This window comes from Streptomyces sp. NPDC059564, assembly GCF_042735575.1.
Lineage (GTDB): Bacteria > Actinomycetota > Actinomycetes > Streptomycetales > Streptomycetaceae > Streptomyces.
Genome location: NZ_JBHWBP010000023.1, coordinates 26,770 through 44,053, shown reverse-complemented (window position 1 = coordinate 44,053; position 17,284 = coordinate 26,770). Strand labels below are relative to the sequence as shown.

At 73.6% G+C, this 17,284-nt stretch carries 17 protein-coding genes; 8 read left to right on the top strand and 9 right to left on the bottom strand.

The window, feature by feature from the left end; genetic code table 11:
- Window positions 1-1,046, bottom strand: a 1,046-nt coding sequence (locus ACFV0Q_RS07485; protein ID WP_385001873.1) for a serine/threonine-protein kinase, incomplete at its 3' end; no start/stop codon positions are given.
- Window positions 1,047-1,154: 108 nt separating this feature from the next.
- On the bottom strand, window positions 1,155-1,955 hold the full coding sequence (locus tag ACFV0Q_RS07480) for a VOC family protein (protein ID WP_385001870.1): 801 nt from the start codon (window positions 1,953-1,955) through the stop codon (window positions 1,155-1,157).
- Window positions 1,956-2,318: 363 nt separating this feature from the next.
- Here ACFV0Q_RS07480 and ACFV0Q_RS07475 point away from each other — a divergent pair, with 363 nt between their 5' ends.
- Entirely contained in the window at window positions 2,319-2,966 is a 648-nt protein-coding gene (locus ACFV0Q_RS07475) for a TetR family transcriptional regulator (RefSeq protein ID WP_385001867.1), read from the top strand.
- A gap of 179 nt (window positions 2,967-3,145) precedes the next feature.
- On the opposite strand, the gene ACFV0Q_RS07470 is transcribed toward ACFV0Q_RS07475, so the two are convergent.
- Both ACFV0Q_RS07470 and ACFV0Q_RS07465 read right to left on the bottom strand, forming a co-directional pair.
- Window positions 3,146-3,619, bottom strand: a complete 474-nt coding sequence (locus tag ACFV0Q_RS07470) for a nitroreductase family deazaflavin-dependent oxidoreductase (protein WP_385001864.1) — start codon at window positions 3,617-3,619, stop codon at window positions 3,146-3,148.
- Window positions 3,619-4,863 (bottom strand): acyl-CoA dehydrogenase family protein, encoded by a 1,245-nt coding sequence (locus tag ACFV0Q_RS07465; RefSeq protein ID WP_385001861.1) that lies wholly within the window; start codon window positions 4,861-4,863, stop codon window positions 3,619-3,621. Before ACFV0Q_RS07465 ends, ACFV0Q_RS07470 begins: the two co-directional genes overlap by 1 nt.
- 178 nt (window positions 4,864-5,041) lie before the next feature.
- Here ACFV0Q_RS07465 and ACFV0Q_RS07460 point away from each other — a divergent pair, with 178 nt between their 5' ends.
- Window positions 5,042-6,262, top strand: a complete 1,221-nt coding sequence (locus ACFV0Q_RS07460) for an acetyl-CoA acetyltransferase (protein WP_385001858.1) — start codon at window positions 5,042-5,044, stop codon at window positions 6,260-6,262.
- Between the two features lie 356 nt (window positions 6,263-6,618).
- On the opposite strand, the gene ACFV0Q_RS07455 is transcribed toward ACFV0Q_RS07460, so the two are convergent.
- Window positions 6,619-7,254: a DUF4937 domain-containing protein gene (locus ACFV0Q_RS07455; protein WP_385001855.1), complete on the bottom strand. Its 636-nt coding sequence runs from the start codon at window positions 7,252-7,254 to the stop codon at window positions 6,619-6,621.
- Between the two features lie 227 nt (window positions 7,255-7,481).
- Between ACFV0Q_RS07455 and ACFV0Q_RS07450 the strand changes: the two genes are divergently transcribed.
- From ACFV0Q_RS07450 to ACFV0Q_RS07435, 4 genes are all read left to right on the top strand, one after another.
- Window positions 7,482-10,457, top strand: a complete 2,976-nt coding sequence (locus ACFV0Q_RS07450; protein ID WP_385001851.1) for an alpha/beta fold hydrolase — start codon at window positions 7,482-7,484, stop codon at window positions 10,455-10,457.
- Between the two features lie 121 nt (window positions 10,458-10,578).
- Complete coding sequence (locus ACFV0Q_RS07445; RefSeq protein ID WP_385001848.1) at window positions 10,579-10,770, top strand: hypothetical protein; 192 nt, start codon at window positions 10,579-10,581, stop codon at window positions 10,768-10,770.
- A 67-nt stretch (window positions 10,771-10,837) separates the two neighbouring features.
- Window positions 10,838-11,671: a proline hydroxylase gene (locus ACFV0Q_RS07440; RefSeq protein ID WP_385001845.1), complete on the top strand. Its 834-nt coding sequence runs from the start codon at window positions 10,838-10,840 to the stop codon at window positions 11,669-11,671.
- A gap of 97 nt (window positions 11,672-11,768) precedes the next feature.
- Window positions 11,769-12,608, top strand: a complete 840-nt coding sequence (locus ACFV0Q_RS07435; RefSeq protein ID WP_385001841.1) for a PhzF family phenazine biosynthesis protein — start codon at window positions 11,769-11,771, stop codon at window positions 12,606-12,608.
- Between the two features lie 42 nt (window positions 12,609-12,650).
- Here ACFV0Q_RS07435 and ACFV0Q_RS07430 read toward each other — a convergent pair whose 3' ends face one another.
- Complete coding sequence (locus ACFV0Q_RS07430; protein WP_385001838.1) at window positions 12,651-13,136, bottom strand: RidA family protein; 486 nt, start codon at window positions 13,134-13,136, stop codon at window positions 12,651-12,653.
- 188 nt (window positions 13,137-13,324) lie between these two features.
- On the opposite strand from ACFV0Q_RS07430, the gene ACFV0Q_RS07425 reads away from it, so the two are divergent.
- Window positions 13,325-13,984: a pyridoxal 5'-phosphate synthase gene (locus tag ACFV0Q_RS07425; protein ID WP_385001835.1), complete on the top strand. Its 660-nt coding sequence runs from the start codon at window positions 13,325-13,327 to the stop codon at window positions 13,982-13,984.
- A gap of 8 nt (window positions 13,985-13,992) precedes the next feature.
- On the opposite strand, the gene ACFV0Q_RS07420 is transcribed toward ACFV0Q_RS07425, so the two are convergent.
- The 3 genes from ACFV0Q_RS07420 to ACFV0Q_RS07410 all read right to left on the bottom strand — a co-directional run bounded on the left by ACFV0Q_RS07420 (window position 13,993) and on the right by ACFV0Q_RS07410 (window position 15,725).
- On the bottom strand, window positions 13,993-14,406 hold the full coding sequence (locus ACFV0Q_RS07420; RefSeq protein WP_385001832.1) for a Zn-ribbon domain-containing OB-fold protein: 414 nt from the start codon (window positions 14,404-14,406) through the stop codon (window positions 13,993-13,995).
- Window positions 14,403-14,855, bottom strand: coding sequence for a DoxX family protein (locus ACFV0Q_RS07415; protein WP_385001829.1), 453 nt, complete (start codon window positions 14,853-14,855; stop codon window positions 14,403-14,405). Before ACFV0Q_RS07415 ends, ACFV0Q_RS07420 begins: the two co-directional genes overlap by 4 nt.
- 99 nt (window positions 14,856-14,954) lie before the next feature.
- Window positions 14,955-15,725 carry a maleate cis-trans isomerase gene (locus ACFV0Q_RS07410; protein WP_385001826.1) on the bottom strand — a complete coding sequence of 257 codons (771 nt, stop codon included), beginning with the start codon at window positions 15,723-15,725 and terminating at the stop codon, window positions 14,955-14,957.
- Between the two features lie 281 nt (window positions 15,726-16,006).
- Here ACFV0Q_RS07410 and ACFV0Q_RS07405 point away from each other — a divergent pair, with 281 nt between their 5' ends.
- Entirely contained in the window at window positions 16,007-17,200 is a 1,194-nt protein-coding gene (locus ACFV0Q_RS07405) for a flavin-containing monooxygenase (RefSeq protein ID WP_385001823.1), read from the top strand.
- Window positions 17,201-17,284: the final 84 nt, after the last annotated feature.

Genomic DNA, 17,284 nt, shown 5'->3' with positions numbered 1-17,284 from the left:
GCCCAGGGGTCGGCGGCGCCGCGCTGCCGGCGGTGCGTGGCGGGCCCGGCCTGCGGCCCGGACGGCGGCCCCGACTGCGGCCCGGACTGCGGCCCCGACCGGGGCCCGGCCGGCGGCTGGGCCGGGACGGCGGGTGCGGTGGCGGCCGTACGGTGACCCGCGCGGCGGGCCTCGATCATCGCGACGGCCCGCTCGGGCAGCCACGCCGAGGCGGTCCCGCTCTCGTCGCCGCCCTCGAAGAGGTGCGGGGCCAGCTGCGCCTGGAGGTCGGCGGGGGTCGGCCGCTGCGTGGCGTCCATCTGCATGCAGGAGTCGATGAGCGGGCGGAGCTCGTCGGGCAGCCCGTCCAGGTTCGGCCCCTCGCGCAGCAGCATGAACACCGTCTCCACCGGGTTCGCCCCGTGGTACGGCGGATGCCCGGTCGCGGCGAAGACGAGGGTGGAGCCCAGCGAGAACACGTCACTGGCGCCCTTGACGCTGCGCGAGTCCTTCGCCTGTTCGGGAGACATGTACGCGGGTGTGCCGACGGCGACGTTCGTCATCGTCAGGCGGGTGTTCGACACCCCGCTCGCGATGCCGAAGTCGATCACGCGCGGGCCGTCCTCGACGACGAGCACGTTCGACGGCTTCAGGTCGCGGTGGACCAGGCCGGCGCCGTGGATGGACTGCAGCGCCTCGGCGATGCCGGCCGCGAGCCACCGTACGGCCTGGGCGGGCATCGGCCCGCACTCGTTGATGATCTCCTCCAGGGAGGGAGCCGGGACGTACGCGGTCGCCAGCCACGGCACGGCGGCCCGCGGATCGGCGTCGACGACGGCGGCCGTGTAGAAGCCGGAGACGGCGCGCGCCGCCTCCACCTCCCGGGTGAACCGCACCCGGAACAGCTGGTCCTCGGCGAGCTCGGTGCGCACCGTCTTGATCGCGACCCGGCGTCCGGATGCCGACCGTGCGAGATAGACCAGCCCCATGCCGCCGGCGCCGAGCCGTCCCAGCACCTCGAAGGGGCCGATCCGTCTCGGGTCGTGCTGCGTCAGCTGCTCCACCACTCGCCTCCACACCTCCCCGTACGGGCCCCTGCCGGACCCGCTCCATCACCCAGCACGCTCGATTCTGTCAGGCCCGCGCCGGGTCCGGCCCCGGCTCCCGTCCTCGTTTCACGCGCCGCTCTTCACGCGGGGCTCCGAGAGCAGCCCGAAGACGGCCCCCTGGTTGTCGGCGACGACCGCGATCCGCCCGTACGGCGTGTCGAACGGGTCCGCGGTGACGCGCCCGCCGAGCCGCTGCACGGTGGCGACGCTCTGGTCGCAGTCGGGGACGGCGAAGTAGGCCAGGAAGTGGGCCGGCATGATCTCCGGGAACGCCTCGGTGATCAAGGTGCGGCCGAGGACGGCGGTGTCCGAGCCGGGGGCGCTGCCGGGCGGCGACCAGACGCGGTAGGCGATGCCGGTCTCGGCGTCGTCCTGGTCCTCCGGGACGTAGCCGAAGACCTTGGCGTAGAAGGCGTCCACGGCGTCGCGGGCGCGGGTGTAGACCTCGGACCAGCAGTACGTGTACGGCTCCTGCTGGGCGTCGAAACCGTGGTGGGTGCCGGGCTGCCAGAGGCCGAAGACGGCCCCGCCCGGGTCGGCGGCCAGCGCGGCCGTGCCGTACGGGCCGACGGGCTGCGGGTCCATCACCATCTGGCCGCCCGCGGCGCGGATGCGCTGCGCGCAGGCGTACGCGTCGGAGGTGTACAGGTAGATGCCCCAGACGGTCGGCATGCGGCCGTCGGGCTTGGGGGCGAGGGCGGCGACGTTGCGGCCGCGGCTGTAGGCCTGGGTGTAGTGGCCGTACGAGGGGCCTGCGCTGTCCCCGAAGGTCCACCCGAAGAGCTCACCGTAGAAGCGCTTTCCGGCCTCGACGTCGGGGAGCGAGGCGTCGACCCAGCAGGGCGAGCCTTCCGCGAATGCGGCCATGGGGCGGGTTCCCTTCCGTTGCCCGCACGCGGTGCGGTTTCGTGCTGGTTCGGTGCGGTTTCGTGTGTATCAGACATGATCCGCCCGAAAACTTGTCCACACCCTGTTGATAAGACTATTCGGGGGATACGCCACGATACGTGTGCACCTGCGCGGGGCGCGCGGGCGGGGCGGCGTACGGGCGGGGGCGGGGGGCGGGGCCGGGGCTGAGCGCGGGCGGGCCCTGCGGCGGGGGCGGTGCGGCGCGGCCGGAATTCGACGGCGGGGCCTTCCGGCGGGCGCTTCCCACCAGGTCGGCGGGTGCGTAACCCCATTTGCAGGCGGCCGAATAGCGCGCCGATCCCCCCTCGGTAAGCTGACGGCATGACAGGACAAGTACGCACCGTCGACGGGCGTGTCGCCGGCCGGCGCGGCCAGGCGACGCGGCAGAAGCTGCTCGACTGCCTCGGCGAGATGCTCAGCTCCTCGCCGTACCGCGACGTCAAAGTGATCGATGTCGCCCGCAAGGCCGGCACCTCCCCCGCGACCTTCTACCAGTACTTCCCGGACGTCGAAGGCGCCGTCCTGGAGATCGCCGAGCAAATGGCCACGGAGGGCGCGCAGTTGACGGCGCTCGTCGAGGGCCGCAACTGGGTCGGCAAAGCCGGCTGGGCGGCCGCCGAGGAACTCGTAGAGGGGTTCCTGGAGTTCTGGCGGCGCAACGACGCCATCCTGCGGGTGGTCGACCTGGGCGCGGCCGAGGGCGACAAGCGGTTCTACAAGATCCGCATGAAGATCCTGAACTCCGTGACCAACTCCCTTACGGAGTCCATGAAGGAGCTCCAGGCCAAGGGCAAGGTCGACAAGGACCTCAGCCCGGCGGCGATGGCCGGTTCGCTGGTCGCGATGCTCGCCGCGGTCGCCTCGCACCAGAAGGGCTTCCAGACCTGGGGCGTCAAGCAGGCCGAGCTGAAGCCGAACCTGGCGCTGCTCGTGCACCTGGGCGTCACGGGGAAGAAGCCCACCAAGTGACGGCGGACCCTCACCGAGGGTCCGCCGGCCTTGGCCGTCTTGGCCGCCATACTCGCTTCGCTCGCCTTGCCCGCCTGACCCGCGTTGCCCGCGTTGCCCGCCTGACCCGCGTTGCCCGCCTGACCCGCCCGACCCGCGTTGCCCGATTTACCCGCCTGCCCGTTCGGCCCGCCCTGTGATCAGCGTCGCTCCAGGCGGAACAGCCTGATCTCGCGCTCGATGCGCGCCTGGTACGTCGCGTAGGGCGGCCAGAACTTCAGCACCGCCCGCCATGCCTCCGCGCGCTCGGCCCCCTCCAGCAGCCGGGCCCGTACGGCGATGTCCCGTCCCTGCCAGTTCACGTCCGCTTCCGGATGCTTGAGCAGGTTCCCGGTCCAGGCCGGGTGGCCGGGGCGGCCGAAGTTGGAGCCGATCAGCAGCCAGCTCTCGCCTCCGTCCCGCGGCATGCACGCGAGCGGGGTGGTGCGGGGTTCACCCGTCCTGGCGCCCTTCGCCGTGAGGATCACCCCGGGCAGCATCCGGGCGCTGAGCAGGACCTTTCCACGGGTCAGGCGGTGTACCGCCTTGTCCATGGCGGGGATGAAGTGCGGTGCGATCTTGGCGAACAGCATGGTCGAGGAGACCTTCTGCATGAGCCTGACGCCGGGAGCCATCAGAGCGCCACCTTCTCGTTGCCGGAGGCCGGGGTGAACAGCCCGGACCGCTGCGCGGCGTGCGCGCGGAGCCGGTGGACGGGGCCGAAGAGCAGTTCGTCGGCGGCCGCCCGCTTGAAGTACAGGTGGGCGTCGTGCTCCCAGGTGAATCCGATGCCGCCGTGCAGCTGGACGGCCTCGCCCGCGGTGATCCGCAGGGCCTCCAGGGCCTGGGCGAGGGCGAGCGCGCCCTGGCCGGGGTCCCAGGCGGCGTAGTAGGCGGCGGAGCGTGCCGCCTGGACGTGGACGTAGAGGTCGGCGAGGCGGTGCTTGACCGCCTGGAAGGAGCCGATGGCCCGGCCGAACTGCTCGCGCTCCCTGACGTACTCGACGGTGCGGGCCAGCGCCCGGTCGGCCGCCCCGACCGCCTCGGCGGCGAGGACGGCTGCGGCGGTGCGGCCCGTGGCGGCGAGGGCGGGGAGCGGGTCGGTTCCGTCGCCGCCACGCCCTTCCCCCAGCAACTCGGCTGGCACGTCACGCAGTTGGACGCGTCCTTGCGGGCGGGTCTCGTCGAGGGTGGGCTGCCGGGAGCGCACGAGGCCGGGCGCGTCCTCCCGTACGAGGAACAGCAGGGTGCGGCTGCGGGCGAAGCCGCCGGTGTGAGCGGCGACGAGGAGCAGGTCCGCGGAGTGACCGTCGAGCACCTGGGCGACTTCGCCGTAGAGCCGCCAGGCGGGGGCTCCGGGGATGCCGGGGATTCCGGGGGTGGTCGCGGGGTCCGGGACCGCCGCGCGGGCCTGCACCCCGCCGGCGCGGCCCCCGCCGGCCCAGTCCCCGGGGGTGTTCTCGCCGGTCAGCCCGAGGGCGGTGGCCAGGGCGGGTCCCGGGACGGCGAGCGCCGCCGTCAGCTCACCGGCGGCGAGCGGGGGCAGCAGGGCCGCCCGCTGGCCGGGGGTGCCGAGGGCGGCGATCAGCGGGGCGGCGAGTGCGGCGGTGGCCAGCAGGGGCGAGGGCAGCAGCACCCGGCCGGTCTCCTCGCAGGCCAGCGCCAGGTCGGCGGGGCCGCAGCCGACGCCGCCGTACTCCTCGGCGACGGCGATGCCGGGCAGGCCGAGCTGCCCGGCGAGCTGCCGCCAGAGTTCGCGGTCGTGTCCGGTGGCGGTGCGGGCGGCGGCCTTGACCTCGTCCGGACCGCAGCGTTTGCCCAGGATCTCGCGCAGGGTGCGGCGCATCTCGTCCTGCTCCGCGGTGAAGGCGGCGTCCATCGTCGGGCTCCTCCCCGTATCTGACGGGGCGTCATGTTAGGGCGGGCGGGGCGAGAAGCACAGGGGGCGGGGAGGGTGGCGTCGATCGAGGGAGGGGCGGGGCGGCGTCGAACGGTGGGCCGGGAAGGCCTCGGCCGTGGTCTAGCATCTGACACTCCGTCAGTTGTACCGTCCCCTCATGCCTGGACCCACTTCCGGACCCGCCTCCGGCCCCCTGTCCCGTGGCCCCGAGTCCCGCCCGCGCCGCCGGGTCGCGGTGGTCGGCGTCGCCCTCTCGGACTGCGGGCGGGTCGACGGCCCGACCCCCTACGCCCTGCACGCGCAGGCCGCCCGGCGGGCGCTGGCCGACTCCGGCCTGGACCGCTCCGTCATCGACGGCTTCGCCTCGGCCGGCCTCGGCGTCCTCGCCCCGGTGGAGGTGGCCGAGTACCTCGGGCTGCGGCCCACCTGGGTCGACTCCACCTCGGTCGGCGGCTCGACCTGGGAGGTCATGGCGGCCCACGCGGCCGACGCCATCGCGGCCGGGCACGCCAACGCCGTGCTGCTGGTCTACGGATCCACCGCACGGGCCGACATCAAGGCACGGCGCCGCACCTCGAACCTCTCCTTCGGGGCCCGGGGACCGCTCCAGTTCGAGGTTCCGTACGGGCACACGCTGATCTCCAAGTACGCGATGGCCGCACGCCGGCACATGCACGAGTACGGGACCACCCTGGAGCAGCTGGCCTCGGTGGCCGTCCAGGCCCGGGCGAACGCGGCGACGAACCCGGACGCGATGTTCCGCGAGCCGCTGACGGTGGACGAGGTCCTGTCATCGGAGATGATCGCGGACCCGTTCACCAAGCTGCACTGCTGCATCCGCTCGGACGGCGGCTGCGCGGTGCTGCTGGCGGCGGAGGACTACGTACCGGACACGGCGAAGGAGCCGGTCTGGATCCTGGGCTCGGGCACGTCCGTCTCGCACACCACGATGTCGGAGTGGGAGGACTTCACCGTCTCCCCGGCGGCGGTCTCGGGCCGGCTGGCCTTCGAGCGGGCCGGCCTGACCCCGGCGGACGTGGACCTCGCGGAGATCTACGACGCCTTCACGTACATGACCCTGGTGACCCTGGAGGACCTCGGCTTCTGCCCGAAGGGCGAGGGCGGGGCCTACGTGGAGAAGGGCCGCCTGCTGCGGGAGGGCGAGCTGCCCGTCAACACGGACGGCGGCGGCCTGTCGGCCTGCCACCCGGGCATGCGCGGCCTGTTCCTCCTGGTCGAAGCCGTACGCCAACTCCGCGGCGAGGCGGGCCCGGGCCAGGTCCTCAAACCGGGCGGCCACCTCCCCCGGGTAGCCCTGGCCTCGGGCACGGGAGGCTGGTTCTGCTCCTCGGGGACGGTGATCCTGGGGCGGGGGTAGGGGGCGGGGTCGCGGCGGGTCCGAATCAGGGAGGGTTTGGGGCTTTCCCGTCAGTCTCATCGTCCTTCCGCGTCGGGCCGGTCCCTCAAGGGCGCTCCTACGTCGCGTCGCTTCGCGATGGCCTTCGGCCACCCTTGACCGACCGCCCCGCCACGGAAAAACGAAGACCGACGGGAAACCCCCAAAAGAACGGTCACGGGGCAGGAGCCAAGAGGAGCGGCCCCGTCAGCGATGCCCGACCCCTCCCCGCCTGGGCGGGCCCGAGATCCGGGCCCACAACCACCAAATCCAGGGCCGGGGGAGGCCTGACCACACCAGACAGCGAAATGACGGGCGTCAGGGCGTGGTTGACGAGGTCACCGGGAGGGTGACGTCGGCAGGATGCGCCATGACGGTTCCAGGGGGAGGGCGTGGCCGGTGATCGACTGGGCGTCGTCCTGTACCCGGGCGCGGGTGTGCAGGGCGGGCAGGTGTGCCTCGGTGTAGTGCCGGTGGGCGTCCGGGCCGGTCCACAGGGTGGTGACGAGGTAGCGGGCCGGATCGAGGCGGGTGACCGTTCCGGCGAGCAGGCCGCCGGACGCGGCCATGCCCGGTCCCCACACCGTGCGCTGCACTTCGAGGAAGTGCTCCTCGCGGCCCGGAAACAGTCGGCAGTCGGCCACCCGCAGCAGACCGGCGGCCGCCAGGCCGCCGGGCAGGTCACCGTCCAGGTCGAGGACGGTCTCCCCGGCCGCGATGTCGATGCCGGAGTAGGTCTCCCCCTGGCGAAGTCCCGCTACGACGGTGTCGTGGCGGTCTCGCATGAAGCGCGCGTAGGTGTCCGCGTCGGTCCACAGGCCCAGGACGCGGGCGTGACCGGTGCGCGGATCCCAGCCGCCCACCTGCCCGACGAGCCCGGGCTGGTCACCGATCGCCGACCAGCCGCCCTGCGCCGCCGAGAAGCCCTCCCGCATGCCTTCCGGAACATCGCAACCGATCCACTTCCCCCACATACCCGGCCCCCCTCGGTATTCGATCTTTCGGTCATCGTCTCCCACGGCCGCGCCGGCGCAGGAGTGCGCCCCGGCGCGCGCCCGGCGCGCCGTCCCGTCCCCCGCGTCGGCGGCTGTCTCGTTATGGCTCCTGCGGTCACCCCTCGTGCATCATTGACGCGGGTAGCTCTTCACCTGTGACCGAAATCGTTCTGCTTCAACACACCTTCTGGTTGCGGAGGTTCGGGATGGCGGTACGGACACGCGTCCACCTCGTGCTGGTGCACGGTCTGTTCTCCTCGGCGAAGGTGTGGAAGGCCTTTCGGGAACTCGTCGACTCCGATCCGGACCTCTGCGACTGGGTCAGCGTCCACCCCTTCCAGTACGACTCCCCGCTCGTGCGGCTCCGGCCCGACCGCCGGGTGGCCGAGACCGATGACGTCGCCGACCAGCTCGGGACGTTCCTGGAGACCGAACTCGCCGACGCCGAGCGGATCGTGCTGGTCACCCACAGCCAGGGCGGCCTGGTCGTGCAGCGGTTCCTCGCCCGGAAGCTGTGGAACGGCGAGGGCGGCGACCTGGCCCGCATCAAGCACTTCACGATGTTCGCCTGCCCCAACACCGGTTCCGGCTTCTTCCTCACCGTCCGCAAGGCCCTCAAACTCTGGCGCAACCCGCAGGAGAAGCAGCTGCGGCCCTTCGACCGCGCGGTGACCGAAGCCCAGCGCACCGTCCTGAGCGCGGTCGTCCACGGCCGCGAGTACAGCGACCAGGAGTGCCCCATACCCGTACGCGCCTACGGGGGCTCCGCCGACGACGTCGTCCCGCCGGTCGTGGCCCGCGGGGTCTTCCCCAAGGGTGGGGTGGTCACCGCCGACCACTTCTCCATCGTCCAGCCCGAGGACCGTTCCGCCGCCTCCTACATGGCCGTGCGCAGCGCCCTGCTGGAGGTCGCCCGGGGGACCTCCCCGGAGGAGGAGCCCGGTGCGGCCGTCTCCGGCATCGCGCTGCCGCCCGCCCGTTCCCGTACTCCGGCCGAGACGTCGGGGCGGCCCCTGCTGCCGGCGCCCGGCGCCGGCGAGGCGGATCTGGCGCCCTTTCCGCCCCCGCCGTACGGGAAGCTGGAGGAGGGCCAGTTCAAGGGGCAGGACCGGCAGAGCCTGGTCGCGTCCCTGCTGTCGGGGCGGTCCGCCCAGCAGGTGAACGTGCTGGCGGGGCTGGGCGGGTCCGGGAAGAGCCGGCTGGCCCTGGAGGTCGCCGACCGCGCCCAGCGGGCCGGGCACCGCGTGTGGTGGGTGTCGATGCCCGAGCTGAGCCTGCGCATGCGGATGATGGCCCATGACCTCGGCGCCCCCTCGATCACGGTCGAGCGGGCCTGGCTGCTCGGCAGCGCCATGGACCTGGTGTGGAAGCTGCTGAACGACTGCCCGGACCCCTGGCTGCTGATCTTCGACAACGCCGACGACCCGGCCCGGCTCGGTCCCCGTGACGGCCTGGTCTCCGACGGGACGGGCTGGCTGCGCAAGCCGCAGAACGCCAACGGCACGGTCCTGGTCACCAGCCGGGTGCGCCGCCGCCAGACCTGGGGCGACTGGAGCACCGTCCACCAGGTCCTGCCGTTGCACGAGGACGACGGCGCGTCCCTGCTGCTGGAGCGCACCGGCGGGCTGGGCGGTACGAACGAGGACGCCCGCAGGCTGTCGCGGGAGCTGGGCGGGCTGCCCCTCGCGCTGCGGCACGCCGCGGACGTGATCAAGGCCGTCAACGAGAGCCACGTCTCCCTGGACACCGACATCCGGGACTTCGAGACCTTCCGCCGGACCTTCGCCGCGCGGGTCGGGACCTCCGCGGACCAGGCCGGGCCGGACCTCAGCGAGCTGCTGGGCCGGGAGATCGTGGACCAGGTCTGCGGGATCGCCCTGGACCTGCTGCGGCGCCGCAAGCTGGGCCAGTCGGCGACCCTGCTGAAGGTCCTCGCCTGCCTGAGCATCGCCCCGATCCCCTACCGCTGCCTGCTCGGCGGCCCCGCGCTCGGCCAGTCCCCGCTGTTCCCCGGCGCCACCCCGGCCCGGACCGCCGCCGCGCTGGCGGGCCTGGAGGACTTCGGCCTGGTCGACGCCTACGAGCGCGAGGGCGTCGCGGAACGCGACCTGGCCCACGTACTGACCCTGCACCCCGTCGTGCACGGCGTCCTGCGCGAGAACGAAGAGGTACGGGACCGGTCCGCGGACTACTACGGCCTCGCCGTGCGGATGGTGCTCTCGGCCACCCACCTGCGCAATCCGGACCACCCCGCCAACTGGCCGCTGTGGTCGGCGCTCGCCCCGCACGCGCTGGAGGTCGCCCGGGCCTGTCTGCTCGGCGACCTCAAACCGTCCGACCGCAGCGTACGGACGGCGGCCCTGGAGCTGGCCCGGCTGACCGCCCGCTACCTGATCGCGATGGGCCTGCTGGTGCCCGCGTACGACCTCGTCCACTCGCTGATCGAGGGGTGCTCCTCCTTCGGCTTCGACCGCGACGACCGGGAGATCCTCGGCCTGCGCCACGAGCAGGGCCGCATCCGCCTCGACCGCGAGCAGCTGACGCTCGCCGAGGAGGAGCTGCGGCTGGTGGTCGAGGCGCGCACCCGCATCCTGGGCGAGAACGACGCCGACACCCTCGCCAGCCGGCACAAGCTCGCCCGCGCGATCAACGAGCAGAAGGGGGACAAGGAGAAGAAGGAGAAGGTCGAGCTCATGCTGCGCTCGATCGTCGAGGCGGAGAACCAGGTGCGCGGCCCCGAGAACTACGACACGCTCGTGGTCCGGCACACCCTGGCCCGGGCGATGCTCGCCCTCGACCGGTACGAGGAGGCCGAGGCGGAGACCCGGCAGATCCTGGACATCAGCCGCCGCAACCACTGGCCGCCCTCCACACCCGAGATCCTGCGGGTGGGGGAGACGCTGACGCACGCCCTGCTGGGCCAGGCCCGCGAGGACGAGGCGGAGCAGGTCATCCGGGAGGCGCTGCGGGACGCGTCCCAGCCCGCGGACTCCAACCTCGTGATGCGCTTCCGGTTCACCCACGTCCTCGTCCTCCTGGGCATCCGGGGGCGTACGCCCGAAGCGGTGAACAAGCTGAGGGCACTGGTGCACGACCTCGACCGGGTGGTGGCTTCGGAGCACCCGCTCTCCGTGCAGGCCAAGGGGCTGCTGGAGAAGCTGGAGCGGGAGATGCCCGGCTGAAACCTCTTTGATTCGGGGGCAGTTGTGCGGAATTCCACCGACCGTTGGGCACTTGCGCATAGCCTGACGGTGCTTCACCCTGTGTGACGCGTCCCACACCGAAATGCGCGGAGGTCCGCCGATGAACGCTCTCCCCACCGAGACGAACAACGACCAGTCCCTGCAGTGGGGTGCTCCGGGGAGCGACCTGGAGGAGATGCAGGCGGAGGTCGGCAGGCGGATCGCGATGGAGGCGCTGGAGGCCGGACGCCAGGCGCTCGAACTCGACGCCAAGACCGCGTTCCGGGCCACCAGCGGGGCGCATCCCGGATAGCCGCACCGCTTGTTCTCTCTTCTCTCTGTTCTCTGTTCTCTGTTCTCGACGACCGGGGGGCGAACGAATGACGTCAGCGCAATCCACGGACGACCTGTTACCGGGACCACCGCACGATCCGTTCTTCCGCGCCGTCACCGCTCCGGCGTTCTCCCACGACCTGCTCGCCGGCCTCGCCGCCGGCCGGTACGCGGCGGTGCGGGTGCCCGGCTTCCTGTCCCGGGAGCGGTGCGAAGAGGTGCTCGGCGCCCTGAAGGCGCAGGTGTTCGACTCCTACGGCAGGGCGCGCATCCATCCGCCGGTCATGCGGTTCGGCGTCGGCGTCAGCGACCACATGGCGGACGGCGGGGTCGCCGACAGCTACTGGAAGGCCCTGGAAGGGCATCACGAGGCCTGGGAGGGCCTGGGCCTGTCCTTCGATCCGTTCCGCACCTGCCGGGAGGGGCTCGCCGCGCACTGGCCGCCCGGTGTGGAGATCGGCCGCCGGGGCGGCAGGGAGATGGGCGCCGGGGTGGCCCGGGAACCCAACCAGGGCTTCCAGGTCCATTTCGACGACGCGCTGCGCGAGTACGCGGGCGACCTCCTCGACACCCCCCTGATCGGCCAGTTCGCCTTCAACCTCTACCTCAGTGTGCCGCCCGCCGGCGGCGAGACGGTCCTGTGGCGGCACCGCTGGCAGCCCGAGGACGAGGCGCACCGGATTCCCACCGCCTCCTACGGGTACGACGAGGCGGTGGTGCGCGGCGCCGAGTCCATCGAGCTCACCCCGGAGGTCGGCGAGGCGCTGCTCATCGACCCCCGCTTCTTCCACGCGGTACGGCCCAGCCGCGGGGACCGCAGAATCGCACTGGGATTCGCGGTGGGCGTCGCCGCGTCCGGGCAGCTGCTCACCTGGGCCTGAGCGGCCCGCCGAACTGGCCCTATGAGCCATAAATACGTCAACCTGCTTACGACTGACGATTTTTGACGGGCCGTCGGCCGGGGGCTACGTTCGGGGAATGGACCTCTTGCGCTACGTGGCCTTCAGCACCGACCCGCTGGGCGGTAACCCGGCGGGTGTGGTGCTGGACGCCACCGGCATCGACGAGCCGACGATGGCCGCCACGGCGGCGGAGGTCGGCTATTCGGAGACGGCCTTCGTCGTCCCCCGCCAGGACGGCGCGCTCGACATCCGCTACTTCAGCCCGCAGACCGAGGTGCCCTTCTGCGGGCACGCCACCATCGCCACCGCGGTCGCCCACGCCCGGCGGCACGGCGTGGGCCGGCTGCTGCTGCACACCCAGGCGGGGCCGGTCCCGGTGACCACGTCGGCGGGCCCGGACGGCACCGTCGTGGCGACGCTGGTGAGCGTGGAGCCCCGTACGGAGGCCATCGCCGGGGCCGACCTGGACGAGCTCCTGGCCGCGCTGCGCTGGTCCGCCGCCGACCTCGACCCCGCCCTGCCGCCCCGGGCCGCGTACGCCGGCGCCTGGCATCCGGTGATCGCGGCAGCGAGCCGGTCCCGGCTCTCCGACCTCGACTACGACATGGCCGCCCTCGGCGACCTGATGGCGCGCCGGGACTGGGCCACGGTGGCCCTGGTCCACCGCGAGTCGGAGTCCGTCTTCCACGCCCGCAACCCCTTCCCGCCCGGGGGCGTGGTCGAGGACCCGGCGACGGGTGCGGCGGCCGCAGCCCTCGGCGGGTACCTGCGCGCCCTCGGGCTGGTCGCCGTGCCCGCGCTGCTGACCTTGCACCAAGGGGTGGACATGGGGCGGCCGAGCCTGATCAGGGTGGGCGTGCCGGCGGATCCGGCGGCCGGCATCGAGGTGACCGGCACGGCGGTCCCGATCGCCTGACGACCGGGCGGCAGGGGCGGCCGGGCGGCAGGACCGCCGGGTCTACGGCGCGTCGCCGTCGCGCGGCGGGGCGACCTCCACGACGATCTCGATCTCCACGGGCGCGTCGAGCGGCAGGATCTCCACCCCGACCGCGCTGCGGGCGTGTCGGCCCGCGTCGCCGAACACCTCCACGAACAGCTCGCTCGCCCCGTCCACGACCCCGGCCTGCCGGGTGAACCCGGGCGCCGAGGACACGTACCCGACCACCTTCACCACCCGCACCACGGATTCCAGCGGGGCCACCGAGTCGACGGCCGCCAGTGCCGCCAGCGCGCACTGCCTGCCGAGCTCCTTGGCCCGCTCGGGCGCGACCTCCGCGCCCACCCGGCCGGTCAGGGTCAGCTCGCCGTCCGTCAGGGGGATCTGTCCCGCGACGAACACGTACCTTCCGCTGCGCACGGCCGGTACGTAAGCCCCCTTGGGCGGGCTCACCTCCGGCAGCCGCAGCCCGAGTCCGGCAAGCCTCTTGCGTACGTCGTCGCTCACGGCGCCCCCTGGTGGCCTCGTCCCGGCGGCCCATGCTGCCACCGTGCCGGCCGCGCCGTGGGCGACTCCGCGCTTCGCCGACGCCACGGCGGCCGGTCTGGTAAGCGGCGGTGCCCGCCCACCGGTCCAGCGGCCCCCGCGCCGGAACTCCGTGCGTATCCATGGGGGCGCGATCTAGCCTGGTGCGCATGACCAGCGACTTCCACGCCACCCTGCACTCGCTCCGGGTGTGGGACACCCCGCTTCCCGGGTTCGATCCCGCGGCCGCTCCCGACGGGCCGGTGGACCTGTTCCGGGAGTGGTTCGTCCAGGCCGCCCGGACGGGGCAGGCCGAGCCGCACACGATGAGCCTGGCGACGGTGGACGCCGAGGGGCGGCCCGACGTACGCGTCCTGATGCTGCACGACGCCGACGGGCGGGGCTGGCACTTCGCCTCGCACGCCACCAGCGCCAAGGGGCGCCAGCTGGCGGAGCACCCGCAGGCGGCGCTGTGCTTCTACTGGCCCGCGGTGGGGCGGCAGGTGCGGATCCGGGGCCCGGTCACCGCGTGCGGGCCCGAGGAGAGCCGGGCCGACCTGGCGGTGCGCTCGCGCGGGGCGCTGGCGGCCGCGCTGACGGGGCACCAGAGCGAGGTCCTGGGCTCGGCGCAGGAGCTGGCGCGGGCCTCGGCGGCGGCGTGGGAGCGGGCCGGGGCCGAGCCGGACGCGCCCGCGCCGACCTGGACCCGGTACGTACTCGACCCCGTCGAGGCGGAGTTCTTCCAGGGCGACGCCGCCCGCCGCCACATCCGCCTGCGCTACCGGCGCACCGCGGGCGGGGCCTGGGCGCGCGAACTGCTCTGGCCGTAGCGCAGGTCCTACGCGGGCCGGAAGACGGCCACCCACACGCCCTCGGCCGCCTCCCGGAAGGTGACCTCCAGGGGCATGCCGATGCGCAGGCCGCCGTCCGGGCAGTCGACGACCTCGGTCATCATCCGGGGCCCCTCGGCGAGGTCGGCCACGGCGGCCACGTACGGGACGCGCGTGCCGAAGGGCGGGAGGTCGTTGCGGTGGATCACCGACCAGGTGTAGAGGGTCGCGCGGCCGCTCGCCCGCTCCCAGGCCACCCGGTCCTCGCCGGCCCAGCAGAAGGGGCAGAACTCGCGGGGGTAGTGGTGGGCGCGCCCGCAGTCGGCGCAGCGGCGCAGCAGCAGGCGGCCCTCGGCCGCGGCGTCCCAGTAGGGCCGGGTGAACTCGTCCGTCTCCGGGAGGTCGTGGCGCAGGGTGCTCACGGGAAGATTCCGATCGACGCGTCGAGGGACCAGGTCTGCCCGGCCATGGCGAAGAGGGCGACGAGCGAGATCAGCGCCATCATGGCGTTCTGCCCCTGCTCGGCCCAGTCGTGGATCATCAGGACCAGGTAGAGCAGGTTCAGCAGCAGCCCGCCGATCAGGGCCACCGGTGTCAGGAACCCGAGCACCAGGCCCAGCCCCAGGGCGAGTTCGGCGTAGACGACGACGTACGCCATGAGCCGGGGGCGCGGCTGGACGACCGTCGCGAAGCCGGTCTTGACGAAGGGCCAGCGGTGCTTGCCGGCGACGTCGGCGGCCCACGCTATGCCGGTCCCGCGCTCGAACCAGCCCTTCTTGTCCTTGTGCCGCCAGCTCTCCAGCCACCACAGGCCGAGCCCGATACGCAGTACGGCCAGCCATTCGGCGCCGCTGAGCCAGATGGTCCGCATCCCTCACCCAATCCGCTGAACTGACGGTACGTCAGTTCAGCGGATCGGCGGCGATCCCGCAAGGCCTCCCGCACGCCCTCCCACACGGCCCCGCCCCCCCTACGCCTCCCCGAACACCCGCCCGTACCCCGCGACTTCACCCGTCCCCGCCCCCGCCGCCCGCAGGGCCGCCCACAGCAGCACCTGGTTCGCGGTCAGCACCGGCCTGCCGAGGGTGGTCTCCAGGGCCCCGATCGCCCCCACCGCGCGGAAGCCGTTGCCGCCGATGACCACCGCCTCGGCCGCGTCCGGCACGTGCGCCGCCACCCAGTCGTGCAGGGCCCCGGGCCCGATCAGCGTCTGGCCGCTGGGCAGGCCGCACGGGGCGGCGTACGCGACCTCGAACCCGCAGTCCTCGTAGTAGCCCCGCCCCAGCTCGCTGAGGGTGTCGTCGAACCACGGCGGGTCCACGAGGGCGATCCTCCCGGCACCCAGAACCCGCAGCGCCTCGGCGGCGGCCGCGCAGGTGGCGACCACCGGCAGCCCGTGGGCCCGCTCCCCCAGCCGGGCCAGCATGTGCGCCTCGCCGCGCGGCCCGATGACGTACGCGGAGCTCGTGAAGGCGAAGGCGAGCGCCGCCACGGGCGCGGCGGCCAGCAGGGCGGCGGCCTCGTCCACGTGCGGGGGCTCCGCGAAGGCCCGTACGGGGGCCAGCGGGATGGTCGCGTCCATCGCGCCCCCGCGCCCCATCGCCCCGAACGGCACCCGCGCCGCGTGCAGGCCCACATCGGCCGGGGCCATGGCGCGCAGCTCCGACTCGGGGCCGACGTCGGCGTGCGGGGTGAGGATTCCGAGGCGGACGCGTACGTCCCACCCGTCGGGCTGCCACATCGCGCGTTCCTCTCGGGGCGGGGCGGGGCCTCCACTGTGACAGCGCGGCGGCCCACGACGGCCGCAGCAACGCCGGTCACGCCCGGACGGGCCCGCCGCGCGACGACGGACGGCGCGGCTACGGCCGGTCCACCGCGACCGCCCCACAGCGACGGCTCCACAGCGCCCACTCCACAGCGACCGCCCCGCCGCGCCGCGCCGGACCCACCGTGATCGATCCGCAATCGATTCCCTCCTCGTCCGAGACCCATCAACGCTGAGTGTCGATACGCTCACTCCTCATGTCCGAGCCCGACCTGACCAGCACCCAGCCCCGTCCCGTGTACGTGATCGGCGCGGGTCCCGGCGGCCTCGCCGTCGCCGCCGCGCTGCGCGCCCGGGGGGTGCGGGCCGTGGTCGTCGAGAAGTCCGGCTCCGTCGGAGCGTCCTGGCGGGGCCACTACGAGCGGCTGCGCCTGCACACCACCCGGCGCCTCTCCGCGCTGCCCGGGCTGGCGATCCCGCGGCGCTTCGGGCGCTGGGTCGCCCGGGCGGACGTGGTGCGCTACCTGGAGAAGTACGCCGAGTTCCACGAGCTGGAGCTGGTCACGGGCGTCGAGGTGACCCGGATCGAGCCCGCCGCCGACGGGGAGGGCTGGACCCTGCACGCCTCGGGCGGGCGGATGCTGGCCGCCGGGGCGGTGGTCGTGGCGACCGGCTACAACCACACCCCCGCCCTGCCCGACTGGCCGGGCCGGGACACGTACACCGGGCAGCTGCTGCACGCGGCCGCGTACCGCGAGCCGAAGCCGTACGCCGGGCAGGACGTCCTCGTCGTCGGCGTCGGCAACACCGGGGCCGAGATAGCCGTGGACCTCGTCGAGGGCGGGGCGGCCCGGGTGCGGCTCGCCGTGCGCACCGCCCCGCACATCGTGCGCCGCTCGACGGCCGGGTGGCCGGCGCAGCGCACGGGGATCCTGGTGCGCAGGCTGCCGGTGCGGGTCGTGGACCGGCTGGGGGCGCTGGTCGCGCGGGTCTCCGTACCCGACCTGTCCGCGTACGGGCTGCCGCGGCCGACGACCGGCCTGTACAGCCGGGTGCGGCAGGGGGCGGTGCCGGTGCAGGACGTGGGGCTGATCGACGCGGTGCGCGGGGGTCGGGTGGAGCCGGTGGCCGCGGTCGCCTCCTTCGACGGGGACGAGGTGGTGCTGGCGGACGGTACGCGGATCACCCCGGACGCGGTGATCGCGGCGACGGGCTACCGCCGGGCGCTGGAGGGGCTGGTGGGCCACCTCGGCGTACTCGACGGGCGCGGGCGCCCCCTCGTCCACGGGTCCCGCACCCCGGACCGGGCTCCGGGCCTCTACTTCACCGGGTACACGAACCCGATCAGCGGGATGCTCCGAGAACTGGCCCTGGACGCGGAAAGGATCGCCCGCGCCCTCTCCCGCCGCCAGCGCGCCCGCTCGCGCACCCGCACCCCCTCCCGCGCCTAGGCCGAAACGGGTCTGGACCACCCCCGGACGGCTCTGCCACCGTTCAGGCACATCACCTCCACCACCTTTCCTGCGCAGCCCTGT

Bases quoted from the DNA above. Each gene is read 5' to 3' on its own strand.
- ACFV0Q_RS07410 (WP_385001826.1), bottom strand. From the start codon at position 15,725: ATGTGGCAGCCCGACGGGTGGGACGTACGCGTCCGCCTCGGAATCCTC.
- ACFV0Q_RS07450 (WP_385001851.1), top strand. From the start codon at position 7,482: ATGGCGGTACGGACACGCGTCCACCTCGTGCTGGTGCACGGTCTGTTC.
- ACFV0Q_RS07480 (WP_385001870.1), bottom strand. From the start codon at position 1,955: ATGGCCGCATTCGCGGAAGGCTCGCCCTGCTGGGTCGACGCCTCGCTC.
- ACFV0Q_RS07445 (WP_385001848.1), top strand. From the start codon at position 10,579: ATGAACGCTCTCCCCACCGAGACGAACAACGACCAGTCCCTGCAGTGG.
- ACFV0Q_RS07440 (WP_385001845.1), top strand. From the start codon at position 10,838: ATGACGTCAGCGCAATCCACGGACGACCTGTTACCGGGACCACCGCAC.
- ACFV0Q_RS07460 (WP_385001858.1), top strand. From the start codon at position 5,042: ATGCCTGGACCCACTTCCGGACCCGCCTCCGGCCCCCTGTCCCGTGGC.
- ACFV0Q_RS07415 (WP_385001829.1), bottom strand. From the start codon at position 14,855: ATGCGGACCATCTGGCTCAGCGGCGCCGAATGGCTGGCCGTACTGCGT.
- ACFV0Q_RS07405 (WP_385001823.1), top strand. From the start codon at position 16,007: ATGTCCGAGCCCGACCTGACCAGCACCCAGCCCCGTCCCGTGTACGTG.
- ACFV0Q_RS07470 (WP_385001864.1), bottom strand. From the start codon at position 3,619: ATGGCTCCCGGCGTCAGGCTCATGCAGAAGGTCTCCTCGACCATGCTG.
- ACFV0Q_RS07455 (WP_385001855.1), bottom strand. From the start codon at position 7,254: ATGTGGGGGAAGTGGATCGGTTGCGATGTTCCGGAAGGCATGCGGGAG.
- ACFV0Q_RS07435 (WP_385001841.1), top strand. From the start codon at position 11,769: ATGGACCTCTTGCGCTACGTGGCCTTCAGCACCGACCCGCTGGGCGGT.
- ACFV0Q_RS07475 (WP_385001867.1), top strand. From the start codon at position 2,319: ATGACAGGACAAGTACGCACCGTCGACGGGCGTGTCGCCGGCCGGCGC.
- ACFV0Q_RS07465 (WP_385001861.1), bottom strand. From the start codon at position 4,863: ATGGACGCCGCCTTCACCGCGGAGCAGGACGAGATGCGCCGCACCCTG.
- ACFV0Q_RS07425 (WP_385001835.1), top strand. From the start codon at position 13,325: ATGACCAGCGACTTCCACGCCACCCTGCACTCGCTCCGGGTGTGGGAC.